We start from the raw sequence: 19095 nt of genomic DNA, 5'->3' as shown, positions 1-19095 counted from the left end.
TCTTATAAAATTTAAGAAAATGATTAGCGAAGTACAATTTCAAACCGAATTACAACTATTGATCAGCAATGCAATTCGAGAAGATGTAGGCACGGGTGATTATAGTTCATTGGCTTGTATTCCTGAATCGGCAAAAGGACAAGCGAAGTTATTAGTGAAAGATCAGGGAATTATTGCCGGTGTGGCATTGGCAAAAATGATTTTTAAATATGTAGATTCAGATTTAAAGGTTAAAACTTTTATTGATGATGGGAAACAGGTACAATATGGTGATGTTGTTTTTAAGGTTTCAGGAAGTTCACAATCTATTTTAAAGGCTGAAAGAGTGGTTTTGAATACCATGCAGCGTATGTCTGCCATTGCAACAAAAACGAATCAATACGTTCAGCTTTTGGAAGGAACGGGTGCTAAAATTTTAGATACACGCAAAACAACTCCTAATTTCAGGGCTGCAGAAAAATGGGCAGTAAAAATAGGAGGAGGTGAAAACCACCGTTTTGCATTGTATGATATGGTAATGCTCAAAGACAATCATATTGATTTTGCAGGTGGAATTACACACGCAATTGCAAAAACCAAAGAATATCTAAAAGCAAATAATCCGGATCTGAAAATTATCGTCGAAGCCAGAAATTTAGATGAAATTCGTGAAATTTTAATGAGCGATGGGGTACACAGAATTTTAATTGACAACTTTAATTATGAAGACACAAAAACTGCTGTGGCTTTAATAGGTTCGAAATGCCAGACAGAATCTTCAGGAAATATTAATGAAAAAACAATTCGCGAATATGCTTTATGCGGCGTTAATTATATTTCGTCAGGAGCTTTAACCCATTCTGTTAACAATATGGATTTGAGTTTAAAGGCTTATTAAAATAATTATAAAAATTGTATATGATAATGTTCTTGTTGTCTTATACAAATTAAAATTTGATTTAAATATATTTAGCAATCAAAATCTAAGAAGTCTAAAAATCTAAAAAATATGTCTCAAGAAATAGAAAATCGGATTGAAAAAATTCCGGTATTACGTTCTGTAGTACGGTTTCTCAAGAAGATAAAATTACCCTGGCTCGAAGGCTTTTCGTTGTACGATTTATTAGAAATGTATACGCTTGGAATTCTGGAAGGGGCTTTTTCTTATCATGCAAGTGCTGTTTCTTTCAGCTTTTTTATGGCATTGTTTCCATTTGCGTTATTTATATTAAATTTAATTCCATTTATTCCAATTGAAGGCTTTCAGGCAGATTTTCTACAGTTTGTACAACAGGGAGTTCCTCCAAATACGTATGATGCAATCAATAAAATTATTTCCGATATTTTAAATAATAGTCATTCAGGATTGTTGTCATCAGGTTTTTTGCTTTCTATTTTTTTAATGGCGAATGGTATTAACGGAATTCTTAGCGGTTTTGAATCTTCTAAACACGTATTTGATAAGCGAGGTTTTTTTAGTCAGTATTTGGCAGCAATAGCGATTTCACTCATAATGACAATTTTATTGTTTGTAACCGTTGCAACTATTGTGTTTTTTGAGGTTATAATTCAAAAAACAATTATTCAGGATGTATTAAGTGACAGAATTCCGCTTATTATTTTAGGGAGATATCTGTTTGTTATTTTGATGATTTTAATAACTTCTTCAATATTATTACGGTACGGTACAAAACAATACAATAAAGTACCTTTTATAAGTATTGGTTCCGTTTTTACGACCATACTAATTGTTATATCTTCGTTCTTTTTTGGGATTTGGGTTATAAAATTTTCAAAATACAACGAACTTTATGGTTCTATTGGGACATTATTAATTCTAATGTTTTATATTTGGATTAACTGTATGATTCTGCTTTTAGGTTTTGAACTGAATGCTTCAATCAGAAAATTAAGACTTAAAAATAAATAAAATAGTATGAGAAATTGGATGTTAACGATTGGATTGTTTTTTCTAACATTTAGCACTATACATAGCCAAAGTGTTATTGGAAAATGGAAAACAATTGATGATGAAACTGGTGAGGCAAAATCAGTAGTAGAGATTTACGAAAAATCTGGAAAAATATATGGTAAGGTTGTAGAAATACTTCGTGCCAATCATAAAAAAGATGTCTGCACTAAATGTGAAGGCGCTGAAAAAAACAAACCAATTTTAGGTATGGTGATTATTAACGGACTTAAAAAAGATGGTTCCGAATATAACGGAGGGACAATTTTAGATCCTACAACCGGAAAAAAATACAAATGTTATATCTCGCTGGAAGCTCCTGATAAATTAAAACTTCGAGGATATGTTGGTTTTGCTATGATGGGAAGAACGCAATATTGGACACGGACGAAAAATTAAAAATGCATGAAAAAAATAGTATCAATACTTCTTTTTTTATTTCTGGCATCAAATATTTTTGGACAATCTAAAAGTCCATTACAAATAAGTCATCTTACAGGTGACTTTTATGCTTATAAAACTTTCAATAAATACAAAGGAGCACTGATTTCAGCCAATGCCATGTATCTGGTTACAGATAAAGGTGTTGTAATGTTTGATTGTCCTTGGGATGAAACGCAATTTCAGCCTTTGTTAGACAGTATTAAGGCAAAGCATCATAAAAATGTTATTATGTGTTTTGCGACGCATTCTCATGGCGATCGTGCCGGTGGACTGGATTTTTACAAGAAAAAAGGAATAAAAACCTATACCATACAATTAACAGATGAAATCCTGAAGAAAAACAAAGAAAAAAGGGCAGAATTTATAAGTCCCAATGATACTATATTTACTGTTGGCAATCATGTTTTTAGAGTTTATTATCCCGGAAAAGGACATGCTCCTGATAATATTGTAGTTTGGTTTGATAAAGAACAACTGCTTTACGGAGGTTGTTTCATAAAAAGTGCAACAGCAGATGATTTAGGTTATTTGGGTGATGCTGATGTTAAGGAATGGAAAAAATCTATTGGAAAAGTAAAGGAGAAATTTAAAAAGCCATTATATATTATTCCAGGCCATGATGATTGGAGTAGCACAGAATCGTTGAACCATACCTTAAAAATGGTTGATGAATATTTGATTAAGTCTTCGGATAAAAAATAGTTTCCCAAATCCTATAAAATATTTTACATGTTTTTTGTCGAAGTCATTTTGCCACTTTCTTTAGCGAAAACACTCACTTATCGTGTTTCTGAAGCTGAATTCCATTTCATTAAAAAAGGAATGCGGGTGGCAGTACCTATTAAAAGCAAGATATATACAGCACTTGTTTTAGATATTCATGAAAATGCTCCGGCCTTATATGAAGCCAAAGAAATTCATCAAATTTTGGACGAGAAACCAATAGCGACTGAAATTCAGATCAAACACTGGCTTTGGGTGGCAAATTACTATATGTGCGGTATCGGAGATGTATATCGTGGTGCTTTTCCAACAGGATTATTATTAGAAAGTGAAACCATGATTTCCTGTAAGCCAGAAATTTTTGTAAATGAATCTGAACTTTCTGATGACGAATTTCTAATTTATGAAGCGCTTCATCATCAAAGTTCTCTTAAAGTTCAGGAGATTGCTTCGATTTTAAATAAAAAAAAGATTCTGCCCATTCTTCAAAAATTAATGGACAAAAATATCATTGTTTTAGAAGAAGAAATCAAAGAAAATTACAAGCCAAAATTGGTTAGGTATGTAAAATTACATTCGAAATACGAATCTGATCATGGTTTAGAAGAATTACTTAATGTTTTAAAAAATGCCAATAAGCAAAAAGAAATTGTGTTAGCCTATTTTCAGATAAGTGCATCAGAAAAAAAGCCATTAACTGTAAAAAGGCTTGTTGAGTTTTCAAATTCTACTTCTCCAATAGTAAAAGCATTAATTGAAAAAGAAATTTTTGAAGAATATTATCTGCAACATGACAGGGTTTCTTTTGATGGTAAAGCTTCCGAAAAGCAATTGCAATTAAGTGAAACTCAGGAAATCTCTTTTAATTCAATCAAAGAAAATTTTTCTGAAAAAGAAGTTTGTCTGCTTCATGGGGTCACTTCGAGCGGAAAAACAGAAATTTACATTAAATTAATTGAAGAATATTTACTTACAGGAAAACAAGTTTTGTATTTGTTACCTGAAATTGCTTTGACAACTCAATTAGTTTCACGTTTGCGACTTCATTTTGGCGATAAGGTAGCTGTTTTTCATTCTAAATACAGTAATAATGAAAGAGTTGAAGTGTGGAAACAAACACTTGAAAACTCTGATAAAGCGCAAATTATAATAGGAGCAAGGTCCGCTTTGTTTTTACCTTTTAGCAATCTTGGATTATTGATAGTTGATGAAGAGCACGAGCAGACTTTTAAGCAAACCGATCCTGCACCACGCTATCATGCCCGGGATTCGGCAATAGTTTTGGCAAATTTACATAAGGCTAAAGTCCTTTTAGGATCTGCTACCCCAAGCATTGAAACTTATTTTAATACACAAACAGAAAAGTATGGCTTGGTTTCGCTTACAGAACGTTATAATAATGTGCGGATGCCTGAAATTGTACTGGTTGATTTAAAGGATAAACATTTCAGAAAAAGAATGACAGGTCATTTTAGTGATCTTTTAATTGAAGAAATTGCAGAAGCTTTATCCTTAAATGAACAGGTAATTTTATTTCAAAACAGGAGAGGATACTCACCGATAATAGAATGTTTGACTTGTGGACATGTGCCGCATTGCCAACAATGTGATGTGAGCCTTACTTTTCACAAACATAAAAATCAATTGCGTTGTCATTACTGTGGTTATGCGATTGCGAAACCAACACATTGCCATAGTTGTTCCAGTATCGATTTGACTACAAAAGGTTTTGGAACTGAACAGATAGAGCAGGAATTGGTGTCTCTTTTTCCAAAAGCGAAAACGGGTAGAATGGATCAGGATACAACCAGAGGAAAATTTGGTTTTGAAAAAATAATTGATTCTTTTAAAGATCGTGAAATTGATATTTTGGTAGGAACACAAATGTTGGCTAAAGGTTTAGATTTTGATAATGTAAGTTTAGTCGGGATTATGAATGCTGATAATATGCTGCATCATCCTGATTTCAGGGCTTTTGAACGAAGTTTTCAGATGATGACACAAGTAGCGGGAAGAGCCGGAAGGTCAGAGAAACAAGGGAAAGTGGTAATTCAGACTTATAATCCAAACCATAATACCATTCAGCAGGTTACGACCAATAATTATGCAGGAATGTATAAGGAACAGTTATATGACAGGCAGATTTATAAATATCCCCCATATTTCAGGATTATTAAACTGACTTTAAAACATCGTGATTTTGATAAACTGAAAGAAGGGTCGATGTGGTTGTATCAGGTTTTAAGCCAGAATTTGAATATTCCGGTTTTAGGTCCTGAAGAGCCTGCCATTAGCAGAATCAGAAATGAATATATTAGAACGATTTTGATTAAAATACCTCAAAACCTGTCATTGGGAGTAACAAAAACAAGCATTCAGAAAATGCTTAATAGTTTTGAGGCTGTTGCCCAATACAGAGCAATAAAGGTTAATGTAAACGTAGACTTTTATTAAAATTATGAAGATGCGGATAAGGCTCTTGCCAAATCTTCTTTTTTATTACGGCTAAGGGGGATTTTTGTAATGCCTATTTCGGCAAACTTGCTGTTAAACCGCTCTACCTTATCAATGTTTATGATGTAAGATTTATGGACACGGATAAATTTTTCTTTTGATAAATCATTTTCAAAAGACTTCATCGTTGAGAGTACCAGATTACTGTCATCTTCAGTAACAACCCTAACATAATCACCGAAAGCTTCAATCCATTTTATTTTAGCAGTAAAAATTTTGAGTTTTTTAAGATTGCTTTTAATAAAAATATGTTCGCCTTCTTCTTCTTTCACATCTTTTTTAAGTAGATGTAAGTCGATTGCTCTTTTTACAGATGCATTAAAACGATCAATGGCAATTGGCTTTTGAAGATAATCGGTAGCATCGTAATCAAACGCTTTTAAAGCATATTCAGCTTTAGAGGTTATAAATATAATTTGTGGTTTGGATTTTAATCCGTCAAGGAAGTCAAATCCGTTAATTACAGGCATTTCAATATCAAGAAATATCAAATCTATATCATTTACCGAGATGCAGCTTTTTGCTTCGATAGCATTCGAAAAATCACCAACGAGGTGTAAACCGGGGTGATTATTAGCTAACTTTGCAATAATAGTCCTTTGTATAGAACTATCATCTACAACAACACAGTTTAGTTTCATAAAAGTTAAATTTTAATAAATTTGGGTTCCAATAGTAAATGTATTACTTTTTTTGGAAAGAAAACTAAATGCAAGTGCTGTTTTTTGGTATTTCAACGAATAAAGCCAAAAATATATTGTGTATTCAAAATTAATCCTTACTTTTGCACCCAATTTTAACAAATAAATATTGTATTTATGAATCATTATGAAACTGTTTTCATTTTAAATCCCGTTTTATCTGAAGTTCAGGTAAAGGAAACAGTAACGAAATTTGAAGAATTTCTTACTAGTAGAGGAGCTGAAATGGTATCTAAAGAGGATTGGGGCCTGAAAAAAATGGCTTACGAAATCCAAAACAAAAAAAGTGGTTTTTATCACTTATTTGAGTACAAAGTAGCTGGAGAAGTTCTAATTGCTTTTGAAACTGAATTTAGACGAGATGAAAGAATCATGCGTTTCCTGACTGTAAGTCTTGACAAACATGCTATTTCTTGGGCTGAAAGAAGAAGAGCTAAACTTAAATCTACAAAAGCGTAATTATCATGGCAACATTACAACAATCTGCTTCAGGAAAAAAAGACGGGGATATCAGATATCTTACGCCTTTGAACATAGAAACCAACAAAACTAAAAAGTATTGTCGTTTCAAAAAATCAGGTATCAAATATATTGATTATAAAGATGCTGATTTCTTATTGAAATTTGTAAATGAGCAAGGAAAAATTCTTCCTCGTCGTTTAACAGGAACTTCATTAAAATACCAAAGAAAAGTGTCTGTAGCTGTAAAAAGAGCTCGTCACTTAGCTTTAATGCCATACGTGGCCGATTTATTAAAATAATATTAAACTAAAGTTGTTGGTTTCCCGATAAAGGAACCTAACTTCTCAAATATAAGGACAACAACATGGAACTTATTTTAAAACAAGACGTACAAAACTTAGGTTTTAAAGATGACGTAGTATCTGTTAAAGCGGGTTACGGTCGTAACTTTTTAATTCCTCAGGGTTTTGCTGCTTTAGCAACTCCTTCGGCAAAAAAAGTTTTAGCTGAAAATCTAAAACAAAGAGCACATAAAGAAGCTAAAGTTGTAGCTGATGCTAAGGGATTAGCTGAAAACTTGAAGGCTCTTGAAATTAAACTTACTGCAAAAGCTGGTGGAGAGAAACTTTTTGGTTCTATCACTAACATCGACATTGCTGAAGCTTTAGAGAAATCAGGTAATGCTATCGATAGAAAATTCATTACTAGCGGAATCGTAAAACGTACTGGAAAATATACAGCCAGCATCCGTTTACACAGAGATGTTATTGTAGAATTGCCATACGAAATTATCGCTGAAAAGTAATAATTTAAATTACTATATAAAATCCCGATGAGAATCGGGATTTTTTTGTTTAATAAATAAAAAGAATAATCAAGACTTAAAGTTATTTGCCTGAGCATTGCTTATAGCACATGACGTAAGGCATAAAGCCTGATAATAAATGAAATACGCAAGATTAACAAAAGAACAATTTGATGAATTACATACAGAATTTGCCAACTTTTTAGCGGCACAAGCTATAGATAAGGCAGAATGGGATTCTCTTAAAATAAATAAACCTGAAGTTGCCGAGCAGGAACTAGACGTCTTTTCAGATTTAATATGGGAAGGGGTTTTGTCAAGAGCTGAATATCTAGAACATTTTTCTGTAAACCATATTTTTTTGTTTCAGTGTTTTGAAACTCATGTTCAGTCGATAGTATTAAAATCTTTAGTTCCTGAAACTAATTTTTTAACAAAAGAAGGTTTGCAATGGTTAAGTGATAATATGTTTACAGAAACAATTGAAATGAAAGTTGGTAAAAAAGTTTTTACTGAGGATCGTAATTTTTCAATTTTTGAATTGATTCAGCAGGGAGCCTTTTTAAGTGACGGACAGCTATTCAAACAAATTAATACTATAATAGAATCTTAAATTAGGTATAGCTTACAACTATGTACTTTAGTACTTTGCTATAGCTTCTAAAAAATATTAGTCACAAATTACACAAATTTAATAGTTCTAATTTGTGACTAATAAATGGTGTTACAACCTTGCAGTCTTTCAGTCTGTTAGCCAAATTTATGGACTTTTAGTTCATAATAGTGTAGTTTTTATTACCAGGAGTTTATTAAAAAGGTAAACGTTTATGTTAAATTGTTTGACTCTTTTTGGTTTTTTAACATTTGTTTATACTTTTCTATTTTTTTCGCCTCTGCTTTTTGCTTATTTTTTTCGAATTGTTTAAGAAATTTCACATTTAATATTTTTATGTAGGTATTACTTTTCAAATAATTTTTTATTACTGGTTTTCAGGTGATTATGAATTGTAAAAAGTAATTTTAATCTTACAAATTGATATTTTTACAAAAAAAGTTAGTTTTTTTTATGATTTCTGTAACAGTTCATTTTGTGTTCTAAAGCCCATATTTTACTCATGTTTTTATTGTTTTTCTTTTTTGCTTATTTTGTGCTTTATAAAAAAATAAGAATTTTACACTTGTTTTATATTTAGCTTTTTCTTAATTTTAACTGAAGAAAGGTTAAACAAATAGAATTTATTCTTTTTTAAACTAAATAAACCTGTCTTAAAAAAGAAAATTAGTTTTCCTTCTTTATACTTTCATAATCTTAACTTATAAGTTCGAATTTTAAATAACTTAATTCATTAACTTATGGAATTGAAATTTACACTCTTTATCAAGTTTGCATTAGGGATTATTGTCATTTTAACTTTGTTTATTGCTTATTGGAATAAATTTAAGTTTGTATCAAAATTCAATTTTAATTCAATAATAAACTTATTGTACCAATTTAAATATTCTGGTAGCTTTTTATTTCCAAAACCCTGTTGATGTTTTAGAAATAAAAAGCATTGTTATGTTTAATTCCACCATTTGATTGCTTTTTTATTAAATTTCTGATTCAATTTTCAGTATAATTCTTGAACATACGAAATTATAGACAGCTTAATCAACTGTCTGTAATACTGATTATATAGTATTAAAAAATCCCCTTATATTATTACATAAATTTTCTTTTACTGAAAATTAATCCTGTTACAAATCACTTCATTTGGAAGATTGATTCGGATCAATATTCCAAATATTTTGAGATATTTTTTTATTCAAAGGAAATAAAAAATACTCTGCAGTGTATTTTTATATCCATCAAATACAACATGAATTATTTACAAAATTTAATCTAAGGTTAACTGGGGTAAGGTTCTAAGTTTCTGTTTTTAATTAATTAATTATTAATGTTTTTTATAATTGCTTAAGCATATGTGCTTATCGCAACAGGTATTTTATTGTCCATTTTCTAATCTTCCAAATTATGAAAAAATTCTTTACTTTTTGTAATCTCATCTTTAAGAAGAGATTATTAGGACTATTTTTTTTATTGGTTTTATGTAACAATGCATTTTCGCAAACGGTTTGCAGACCCATTTCTCAAACGAACAGCCAGGGTGGATTATTATGTATTGGCTTAAATGTAGATAGTCCGGCGAATGCCTACGATAATGACGCAGGCCTAACGACTTTTGCAACTCTTACAAACGCTGTAGGAGTAGGCTGTTTCGTAGAAGAGACCCTAACGCTGAATCAGACAGTACAAGCTGGAGATCAGATTGTTCTTTATCTCGGAACAGGGAATGGTTTATTGGACGTTGGATTGTTATCCAATGCTTCTATTCAGACAAAGCTTTCGGGGGTAAATGTAGGTCCAAGAGTGGCTTTAAATAGTCCCCTTTTGAATTTAAGTTTATTACCCGGAAATGCTATTGGAGTTGTTAAGTATACTGTAACAGCACCGACTAATCAAATTCAGGTTCAGGTTGGAGGACTTTTAAGCCTTCTTGTAAGTTTAAGAATTTATGATGTTCGTTTAGATTTTGCCAAACCTACAGTTACAGGTGGTTTAACCCAAACTGTTTGCGCAGGAAATTCAACAACACTAACAGCTACTCCGGTGGCAGGAACTACTGTTGCGTGGTATGATTCACCAACATCTGCCACAGCGTTAGCAACTACAAATTCTTTTTCAACTCCAGCGTTAACTTCTAATACTACCTATTATATAGGAGTCACCAGAGCAGCAGGTTGTGAAAGTAATGAAAGAGTGCCTGTTGTTATTAATGTATCAAATCCTGTTGCTCCGGTAATAAGTAATGTTGGTACATTAATATGTTCGACTGGTACTACCCAGCAAACTACTTTGTCTTTAATTAACCCTATACCCGGAACTACGTATAGTTGGTTTAATGTATCAAGCGGGGGGACAGCTTTAGCCTCGGGAAATACATACGCTCCAACAGTTCCGTTAGGGACAACAAGTTTTTATGTTGAAGCATCTATAGGAAGTTGCCTAAGCCCCGCAAGGACACAAGTTGATGTAATTTCAAATGCTGTACCTGATGCACCAACAGTCCTGACCCAAAGTGTAACAATACAATCGGGTCAAAATGCTATATTGAATGCTGCAGATCAAGCAGGCGTTATACTGAATTGGTATGATGTGCCTACAGGTGGTACAGCATTGGCTACAAATACAACGACATATACAACTCCTGTTTTAACGAGCTCAAAAATTTACTATGTTGAGGCACAAAGCGCAACTGGAAATTGTGTAAGTGCTGTAAGAGTTCCGGTTACCGTAACTGTTCAGTCATCAGCTTTAGGAGGTTGTTTAGAAGCTAATAGTCAGCAAACAACTCAAAATGGCTTATGCTTATTATGTAGTACTACAAATCCGAATAACTCTGTAGATGGCAATCCTGCAACTGCTGCCAGAATTACAGTTCCTGTAGGTTTAATAAATGGATGGGTTCAGCAAACCCTGCAATTTAATAATCCTGGGAAAGAAGGAGATATTGTTGATGTAGAACTTGAATTGCCTGGAGGACTGGTTGACGTTGCATTATTAGGAGCAGTTAGTTTAGCAACTTATAATGGAGCAACATATAATAATGACAGAATTCAAATTAACAATCCTCTAATTACCTTACAATTACTAAGTGGAGATCGTTTTAGAGCCAGTGTAGTTGCAGGAGCTAATTTTGATCGTGTTGAAATTAGATTAGGGGGATTGGCAACAGTATTGACGAGCTTAGATATTTATCAGGCAAGCTATAGATACAAAGCACCCGCTGTTTCTGGCAATACATCTATTTGTAGTGGACAAAGTACTACGTTGACAGCAACTCTGGCAGTTGGAGAAACCGTAAATTGGTATTCGGCTTCAACAGGTGGCGCTTCATTAGCGAGTACCGCAGCTTATACAACCCCTGTTTTAAATAGTACTACTACTTATTATATAGAGATAACCAGAAATGGTTGTGTAAATAGCGAGCGTTTACCAATATTAATATCAGTTAATAATCCTGTTGCGCCAACAATTGATGCAGCCGGAACAACCATTTGTAATGGACAGACAACTACACTAAATGTACTGGCACCAGTTGTTGGTACAGATTATAGATGGTATGATGCAGCTTCTGGAGGAAATTTATTGGCCACAGGAACTTCTTTTACTACTCCCGCTTTAACTGGAAATATCAGTTATTATGTTGAAGCTTCTATTGGAAGTTGTACAACTGCTAACCGAACTCAGGTGAATCTTACAGTTAATCCATTACCAGCTGTCCCGGTTCCTGCTTCTTCAGATGTGGTTATTCAGTCTGGTCAGGATGTCGCATTAACAGTTTTAAATCCTGCTCCGGGAATTTCGTATGATTGGTATAGTGCCCCAACAGGTGGCACTCTTTTAGCAGCCAATACAAGTACTTATATACCAAGTCCGGCTTTAACTTCAAATGCAACATTTTATATTGAAGCCAGGGATTTATTGACAGATTGTACAAGTAGTGCAAGAGGTGTAGTAAATGTATTGGTAATCAGTAGTGTCAGTAATTGTTTGCAGGCAAATTCGCAAGTAACAACTACAGATCAGACTTTACCAGTTTCCCTATGTATTTTATGTACAGCGATTAATCCGGATAATTCTGTCGATGGAAATATAAATACTTTCGCCCACCTTTCAGTACCAATTGGTGTAGGAGGCTATATCCAGCAACAACTAACTTTTGCTTCACCAGGCCAAACGGGAGATATTATAGATGTTGAATTAGAAATTCCCGGAGGTCTTCTTGATATAAGTGTTTTATCTTATGTTAGTTTAGCGACTTATAACGGAGTTACTTATAATAATGACAGAGTTGCTGTTAATAATAGTTTATTGAATATTCAATTATTATCAGGAAATAGATTTAAAGCAAGTCTTATAGCAACAGCGCCATTTGATCGTGTTGAAGTAAGATTAGGTGGTTTAGCTACCGTATTAACTAACTTATATATTTACGGAGCTTCTTACAGATTTCCGCAAGCTATGATAACCGGAGCAGCAACACCAATTTGTGCCGGGGGAACAGCTACATTGACAGCCACTTCTACAGGCACAGAAACCTTTACATGGTATGATGCTCCAACAGGAGGAAATATAGTGGCTGTTAATCCAACACTACCGTTAATCGCTACTACAATATTTTATGTTGAAGCAACACGTGGAGGAACCTGTATCAATAGTGTTCGCCAACCTGTTACGGTTGCTGTATCTCCATTTGCAACAGCTGCAGATTTAACGATTACTAGCCCTTTAGAAGCATCGTGTACAGGAGAAATAGTTTTGTCTCCAACATCTGCTTTAGCCGGGGCACAATTTAAATATTATACAGATCAAAATAAAACTCAGGAAATTACCAATGGAACTATTGCAGGAATAACTTACTCAAAGGATCCAACAACAGGAGCACTTACCATTACAGGGCTTACTTCTGCTGGAGCTCCTTATAATTATTATGTTTCGGTTAGTAATCCGATGACATGCGAAAATGAGCCCAATACTTTAGATGAGGTTGTTGTTAATTACCCAACTCTTACACCTCTCTCAGTTATTGCTATACCATTGGTAGGTTGTGGCACTGCTAATTTAAGAGATGCTATAACAGGTTTTGATACATCCGGAAATACAACTTATACTTTCTATGATTCATTAAATAATGTTATACCTGCAGAGGCTGCAGCAAATATAAATACAAGTGGTGTTTACTCAATTCAGGCTCAAGGTAGCGGTGTTACGTGTTCGTCTTTTATTCTCCCTGTAACAGTTATCATTAACCCGTTGCCAAGTTTGAGTGTAAATCCTTCGATTTCTGTAAATGCTGGTTCTGATGTTTCATTAGATGCAACATCCGACGGAACATTGGCATGGTTTGATCCACAAGGAAATGCTTTAGCAGGTCCGCCATTTACAACTGGAGTACTTAATACACCTGGAGTTTACACTTATACAGTTGTAGCCAGTAACGCTAATTGTTCAAGAACGGGGACAGTTTCTATTAATGTTATAGATCCAAATAGTTGCCAATTATTAGCTGAAAGAGTTTATGCTACTGGACAAACCCAAGGTTCAATTATAACAGGAACAGTTACAAATGGAGCAAATGCCATTGATGGAAATCCACAAACCTTTTCAACAATCACAACAGGGCTAGGCCTTTTAGGAGTTGGTACTACATGGCAAAATTTAACATGGCCAGCCAATATCGTAAAAGGAACCCCGGTAACCATAAAATTAGGATCTGAATATAGTGCATTAGCCGTAGGACAAAATTTATCAGTAATAGGAACTATAAGCGGAGTTGATATTGGAACAATGCAATCAGTATCAGGATCATTATTAAATTTACTATCAGGCGATAATTCTTTTGAGTATACTTTTGTTCCGGCAGATGGAACGGGACCACAAGATTATGATGGAATAAGAATTCAATCAGCATCTCTTTTAAGTGTTGCACAGAATACTAAAGTGTTTGATGCTTATTATACAAGACAAGTTCCAACAGTAGCTTGCACACCGGGAGATATCCAGGATATTTTCTATGGAGCTACAGATTTAGGTCTTCCCATAGGTCCTCTTACCGCTACAGTAGGTGTTAGCGACGCATTTAATGTTGCGGATAATGATATTACCACTTTTGCCACAATGTATAGTGGTGTTGGGGTTCTTGCCGCAGCAGATTTGACGGTTGCATTTAAAACACCATCTATAGCAAGTGATACTTTAAGAATAGTGGTTTCAAGACCAGGGGCTCTTTTAGATTTAAGTGTTCTTTCAGGATTTAGTATTCAGCGTTATTTAGGTAATGTTGCCGTTGGTGCTCCTATTCAAAATACAAGTTCATTATTAAGCCTGAGAGTTTTACCGGGAACCACTTTGGCTACCATACTTTTATCTACTTTACCTGAACCTTATGATAGAGTTAGGATTCGTTTTGGAGGAGTTGTAGGAGTTTTAGAAAGTTTGAGAGTTCATACAGTAGATCGGGTAGCAAATACTTCAGTAATAGGAGGTGATCCTGATAATAAGGTAGTAGTTTGTCCAGGATCACCAATTACACTTCAGATACCGCCGGATGCATGTTCTACTTACAGATGGTATGATTCACCGACAGGAGGTACATTGTTAGCTAGTGGTGCTACATATACCATTCCGGCAAATTTACCGGTGGGTATTTATAAATATTATGTACAACCAGTACGATATACTTGTGAAGCTTTAGCGAGAGGAGAAGTAACTGTTGAGGTTAAGGCTTCAAGCCCGGAACCTGTATTAACAGACATTACACTAAATGGAGCAGTTGATACTTCCATTTGTTCTCCAACAGGAACAGTGACTTTAGCAGCAAGTTTAAGTGGTACATCAACCTTAACAAACCCAATTTATTATTGGTATAGTTTTGACGGATTAACTAGTCAGTTAATTGCAGGAGAAACTACGTCTCAATTAATTGTAAATGGTTTGACGGCAGGAACCTATACTTATTTTGTGGGAGTTAGTTCAGATGAATTTTGTGAAACTGCAGCAGCAGACAGAAAGCAAATTACATTTACAATATTGCCACCTTCTGATGCAAATGACATTTTAATTGATAATGTTGCAGTTTGTCATAATATCCCAGCCTCATTAACACCTATGGCAAGTTTATTATCAAATCCAATATTTTATTGGTATTTTGATAGTAATAAAACCCAACCTGTTACGAATGGTTTAGTCGTAAGTGGCGTAACTTATACCATCAGTTCTACAGGTGTTTTAACAGCTTCTGGATTAACCCGCGCTATGAGCCCAATTACATATTATGTGGGAGTTTCAAGTGATATAACTTGCGAAAATATAGCAGGAACTCTTCGATCAGCGAGTATAATAATAAACGATCCACTTACACCAACTACTCTGGATAATACGCAGGATTTCTGTCTGGTAAATGCACCAACGGTTGCTAATATTCAGGTAAATGAAACAAATGTAGTTTGGTACAGTACAGCTACAGGAGGTACAGCAATTGCCCCGGGAACAGCACTGACGAGCGGAGTTTATTATGGAGCTGTTTTAGATCCTGTTACAAGTTGTGAAAGTTCAGTTCGTTTAGAAGTGACTATTAATATAACTGATCCCGGAACGCCAACATTGGTAACTGCAGGTACTCAAAACTTCTGTTTATCAGATACACCAACATTTGCCAGTATTTTGATGAATGAACCCAATGTAATCTGGTATAGCGCATCAACAGGCGGAGCACCAATTGTATTAACAACTGCCCTGACAAGCGGAGTTTATTATGCAGCTATTTTAGACCCTGTAACGACTTGTGAAAGTACAGTAAGATTGCTGGTAACCGTTAATGTAACAGATCCCGGAACACCAACGCTTACAAATCCGGGGATTCAAAATTTCTGTTTAGTAAATGCACCAACTTTCGCAAATATTTTGGTTAACGAAGCAAATGTAATTTGGTATAGTACTGCTACAGGCGGAACAGCAATTGCATTAACCACTGCCTTAACAAACGGTACTTATTACGGGGCTATAAATGACCCGGTAACAGGTTGTGAAAGTACAACAAGATTAGTAGTAACCATAAATATAAATGATCCCGGAACACCAACATTAACAAACCTAGGTGTTCAAAACTTCTGTTTAATTGATGCACCAACAATCGCTAATATTCAGGTAAATGAGGCAAATGTAGTTTGGTACAGCACTTCAACTGGCGGAACAGCGATTGCGTCAACTACCGCATTAGTAAACGGAGTTTATTACGGAGCCATTTCAGATCCGATAACAGGTTGTGAAAGTTCAGTTCGTTTAGAAGTAACTATTAATATAACTGATCCCGGAACGCCAACAGCTACAAATACTACACAAAGTTTCTGTATCTCGAATGCACCAACGATCGCAAGTATTCAGGTAAATGAGGCAAATGTAGTTTGGTACAATACACCTACAGGAGGAACGGAGATTCCTGCAACAACCTCATTGACAGCCGGAGTTTATTATGGAGCTATAAAAGATCCTTTAAGTGGTTGTGAAAGTCTTGCAAGGCTACAAGTTACAGTAACTATTGATAATCCTGCAGCAACACCAACTACAAATTCTGCTACTCAAAACTTCTGCTCCATAAATACCCCAACAGTGGCTAACATTCAGGTAAATGAGTCAAATGTAGTTTGGTACAGCACGTCAACTGGCGGAACAGCGATTGCGCCAACTACCGCATTAACTACTGGTTTATATTATGGCGCTATTTCGAATACCTTAGGTTGTGAAAATCCTTTACGATTAGTAGTAACGATAAATGTAAATATTCCTGAGGTAGTAACTACAACAAATACAACGCAAACATTTTGTTTATCAGCTGCACCAACTATAGCAGATATTCAGGTAAATCAGGCAAATGTAGTTTGGTATAGTACAGCAACTGGCGGAACGGCCCTGGCTGCAAATACACCACTAACGGCGACAACTTATTATGCCACAACACTAAGCAACACAATGAATGGTTGTGAAAATGCTACACGTTTAGCCATAACAGTTGGTTTTGAAAATGATGCTTTGTACCCAATTACTTCATCTGATGATACACCATGTGTTTTTCAGGGAATAACGTATTCAGTAGCAAACGGAAAATCAAACTATGTTTGGTCTGTTTCAAGCGGAACAATTACTTCTGGCGGAGGAACCTCTGATGGATCAGTAACAGTTTCATGGTCAGATGTTGGTCCGGGAACAGTAACGGTGACTTACATTAATACATGCGATGAAACCACTACAAAAACATTGAATGTTACTGTAGCCACATGTTCAGATCTTACCATAACAAACACAGTTAGTAATCCGACACCAAATTTTGGAGAGGAAGTTGTCTTTACCATAACAGTTAATAATGTTGGCGAAGGGACTATTATTAATACGCTTGTTAGTAATTTATTGCCAAGTGGATATAGCTTAGTTTCATCTTCTACATCGGCTGGGACATACGATCCGTTAACTGAAATCTGGACTATTCCGATTTTGAATGCTGGTGAAAGTGAAACATTGGAAGTTAGGGTTGTAGTATTGCCAAATGGTGATTACTTAAATGTCGCCACTATCGAAATTTCAACTCCTTTAGATGTTGACCCAACCAATAACTCTGCTTCCGCTTTTGTAGAACCAATTTGTTTAACAGTCTATAATGAGTTCACACCTAATAATGACGGAGCAAATGATCTTTTCAGAATTGATTGTATTGAAGCCTATCCAAATAATGAACTTAAAGTTTTCAATAGATATGGCTCATTGGTTTACAGTAAAAAACATTATGAAAATGATTGGGACGGAACTGCGAATGTATCAGGGGTTGTTAACAGAGGGGATATGCTACCAACAGGTACTTATTTTTACGTGATTGACACTGGTGACGGAAAGGTTAAAAAAGGATGGTTGTCTGTGATGAGATAAGCACCATTGTAATCATCTAATTTATAAACTAAATAAGTATCGTTATGAAACTATATATAAAATCATTAGAAACGTATTTAATTTTAATATGTTCTTTTATCACACTTTGTGCCAGTGCACAACAAGATCCGCAGTATACACAATATATGTATAATACAATGGCAGTTAATCCGGCTTATGCCGGTTCGACAGGAAGTCTGGAAGCAACACTTTTGCATCGTTCACAATGGGTAGGAATTTCAGGTGCTCCTGAAACACAATCCTTTTCAATCCATAGCCCTCTTCAAAATGAAAAAATTGGTTTGGGATTAAGTGTGGTAAATGATAAAATTGGTCCGTCAAGCGAGTTATATCTTGACGGGAATTTTTCTTATTCCTTGCCATTAGGATATGAAAAAAGACTGGCGTTTGGTTTAAAAGCGGGTATGCGAATGCTAAATATTGATTGGTCTAAGGGACGATATTATGACCCAAATGATGTTTTGTTAAATCAGAATATCGATAATCAAATAAAAATCGCCCTTGGAGCCGGAGTCTATTATTATACTGATAAATGGTATTTAGGCTTTTCAATTCCTAATTTTATTGAGAATTCATATTATGATGATGTCCAGGAATCTATAAATTATGACAGGTTGCATTATTATTTTATGGGAGGTTATGTTTTTGATCTGAATCCGAATTTAAAATTCAAACCGGCGTTTTTAGTAAAAGCGGTAAGCGGTGCACCAATCACTGGTGATGTTTCTGCCAACTTTATGATTCATGAAAAGTTTGTCCTTGGTGCTTCATACCGAACAGATGATTCCGTTAGTGCACTGGCAGGTTTTCAGATTTCACAGAGCTTTTATATCGGATATGCTTTCGATTATACCATAAGTGAACTAAACAAGTATAATGATGGTTCACACGAAATCATCTTACGTTATCAGTTTAATAAAAATCAGAGTAAAATCAAATCTCCTCGATTCTTCTAAAA

The 19095-nt window shown here is 34.6% G+C and carries 12 protein-coding genes; 11 read left to right on the top strand and 1 reads right to left on the bottom strand.

Annotation, left to right across the window (positions count from 1 at the left end):
- Window positions 1–19: 19 nt before the first annotated feature.
- From nadC to priA, 5 genes are all read left to right on the top strand, one after another.
- Window positions 20–877, top strand: a complete 858-nt coding sequence (nadC, locus tag J2W48_RS21180; RefSeq protein WP_310283998.1) for a carboxylating nicotinate-nucleotide diphosphorylase — start codon at window positions 20–22, stop codon at window positions 875–877.
- Between the two features lie 111 nt (window positions 878–988).
- Window positions 989–1909, top strand: coding sequence for a YihY/virulence factor BrkB family protein (locus J2W48_RS21175; RefSeq protein ID WP_310283997.1), 921 nt, complete (start codon window positions 989–991; stop codon window positions 1907–1909).
- 6 nt (window positions 1910–1915) lie between these two features.
- Window positions 1916–2347, top strand: a complete 432-nt coding sequence (locus J2W48_RS21170) for a DUF2147 domain-containing protein (RefSeq protein WP_310283996.1) — start codon at window positions 1916–1918, stop codon at window positions 2345–2347.
- 6 nt (window positions 2348–2353) lie between these two features.
- Window positions 2354–3094: a subclass B1 metallo-beta-lactamase gene (gene bla-B1-FLAV / locus J2W48_RS21165; RefSeq protein ID WP_310283994.1), complete on the top strand. Its 741-nt coding sequence runs from the start codon at window positions 2354–2356 to the stop codon at window positions 3092–3094.
- 27 nt (window positions 3095–3121) lie between these two features.
- Window positions 3122–5569, top strand: coding sequence for a replication restart helicase PriA (gene priA / locus J2W48_RS21160; protein ID WP_310283992.1), 2448 nt, complete (start codon window positions 3122–3124; stop codon window positions 5567–5569).
- Window positions 5570–5571: 2 nt separating this feature from the next.
- Here the strand turns inward: priA and J2W48_RS21155 are convergent, their stop codons facing one another.
- The gene (locus J2W48_RS21155; RefSeq protein WP_310283990.1) at window positions 5572–6270 is read right to left on the bottom strand and encodes a LytR/AlgR family response regulator transcription factor; all 699 of its coding nucleotides are present in this window, start codon (window positions 6268–6270) and stop codon (window positions 5572–5574) included.
- Between the two features lie 177 nt (window positions 6271–6447).
- On the opposite strand from J2W48_RS21155, the gene rpsF reads away from it, so the two are divergent.
- The 6 genes from rpsF (at window position 6448) to J2W48_RS21125 (ending at window position 19093) form a co-directional block, all read left to right on the top strand.
- On the top strand, window positions 6448–6789 hold the full coding sequence (gene rpsF / locus J2W48_RS21150; RefSeq protein ID WP_029269562.1) for a 30S ribosomal protein S6: 342 nt from the start codon (window positions 6448–6450) through the stop codon (window positions 6787–6789).
- A 5-nt stretch (window positions 6790–6794) separates the two neighbouring features.
- A complete protein-coding gene (gene rpsR, locus J2W48_RS21145) occupies window positions 6795–7091 on the top strand; it encodes a 30S ribosomal protein S18 (RefSeq protein ID WP_007138295.1) in 297 nt (98 codons plus the stop codon).
- A 65-nt stretch (window positions 7092–7156) separates the two neighbouring features.
- Window positions 7157–7597, top strand: coding sequence for a 50S ribosomal protein L9 (rplI, locus tag J2W48_RS21140; protein ID WP_310283989.1), 441 nt, complete (start codon window positions 7157–7159; stop codon window positions 7595–7597).
- 139 nt (window positions 7598–7736) lie between these two features.
- Window positions 7737–8210, top strand: a complete 474-nt coding sequence (locus J2W48_RS21135) for a DUF6495 family protein (RefSeq protein ID WP_310283988.1) — start codon at window positions 7737–7739, stop codon at window positions 8208–8210.
- Window positions 8211–9611: 1401 nt separating this feature from the next.
- Window positions 9612–18116: an Ig-like domain-containing protein gene (locus J2W48_RS21130; protein ID WP_310283987.1), complete on the top strand. Its 8505-nt coding sequence runs from the start codon at window positions 9612–9614 to the stop codon at window positions 18114–18116.
- A gap of 44 nt (window positions 18117–18160) precedes the next feature.
- Window positions 18161–19093: a PorP/SprF family type IX secretion system membrane protein gene (locus J2W48_RS21125; RefSeq protein WP_310283985.1), complete on the top strand. Its 933-nt coding sequence runs from the start codon at window positions 18161–18163 to the stop codon at window positions 19091–19093.
- The last annotated feature ends 2 nt before the right edge of the window (window positions 19094–19095 follow it).

This window comes from Flavobacterium piscis, from assembly GCF_031457575.1.
Taxonomy (GTDB): Bacteria; Bacteroidota; Bacteroidia; order Flavobacteriales; family Flavobacteriaceae; genus Flavobacterium; species Flavobacterium piscis_A.
This window is presented reverse-complemented; position numbering and strand designations above follow the sequence as displayed.